The sequence below is a fragment of the Streptomyces ureilyticus genome (genome assembly GCF_011045025.1).
Classification (GTDB): Bacteria; Actinomycetota; Actinomycetes; order Streptomycetales; family Streptomycetaceae; genus Streptomyces; species Streptomyces ureilyticus.
Genome location: NZ_JAAKZX010000495.1, coordinates 1 through 851, shown reverse-complemented (window position 1 = coordinate 851; position 851 = coordinate 1). Strand labels below are relative to the sequence as shown.

Below are 851 nucleotides of genomic sequence, written 5' to 3'. Positions count from 1 at the left end.
TGGCTGTTGGGATACCTTCCCGTCTCACGTAACGAACCAGGGGGTCGTACGGGGGGTGGGGAAGAGCTCTGGGCTCTCGTGCTGCCGTAACGACGCCCGGAGAAACGAGAGACCACTCGTGCAGCTTTCCTTTATCAGGCGTCTCGCTGTGGCTTGTGCCGGCGCATTCGCCGTCACGCTGGGGGCATTCACCGCATACGCCGCGACGTCGGCGCCCACCGCGGTTCCGGCGGCCGAGGCCGCGGACGATCTGCCGCCGTTCGCGGTCGAGGATTACTCCTATCCGAACGCGGATCGCATCCTGGCCGAAAAGGGCCTGAAACTCATCAAGGGCAACGGCCGTCTGCTGTTCACGGAATGCGACGGATCCGCGGGCCTGATCGAGGTCTGGACCCGGCAGACCGCAGACGGCCGGTACTGCTTCAAGCCGGACGGAAAGGGCGGCTTCCTGACCCTGGAAGTCCCGGACGTCTACGCCCTGCAGACCACGGACAACCCCGTCAGCGCCGACCTCACGGCGGCGGGCGAGACCGCGACCGTGGACGTGGCGAAGAACCAGTTCAAGGGCGTGGGCGAAGGCGTTGGCGACGCGTCCGCCGTCCTGGTCGAACTCCGCGTCACCGGCTGACTCCTTCCCGCCCTTCCGTCACACCACCTGAGGAACAGACCTACGTGTCCAGATCACGTCCGCGCGCGGCGGTCACCGCCGCCGCACTCGTCGCGGCGGCCGCAGCCGCGACCTCTCTCACTGCTGCGCCCGCGTTCGCCGTAGCTGGGGATCCCGTCACCGACGGCACATACGCCTTCACCGCCAAGCTCGTCATGGGCGACACCGAACGCGCCTGCTCCGG

Annotated in this window: 1 protein-coding gene; it reads left to right on the top strand. The window is 67.7% G+C overall.

Features of this window, described 5'->3' with window-relative positions; genetic code table 11:
* Window positions 1-118: 118 nt before the first annotated feature.
* The gene (locus G6048_RS48340; protein ID WP_328829187.1) at window positions 119-628 is read left to right on the top strand and encodes a hypothetical protein; all 510 of its coding nucleotides are present in this window, start codon (window positions 119-121) and stop codon (window positions 626-628) included.
* Window positions 629-851: the final 223 nt, after the last annotated feature.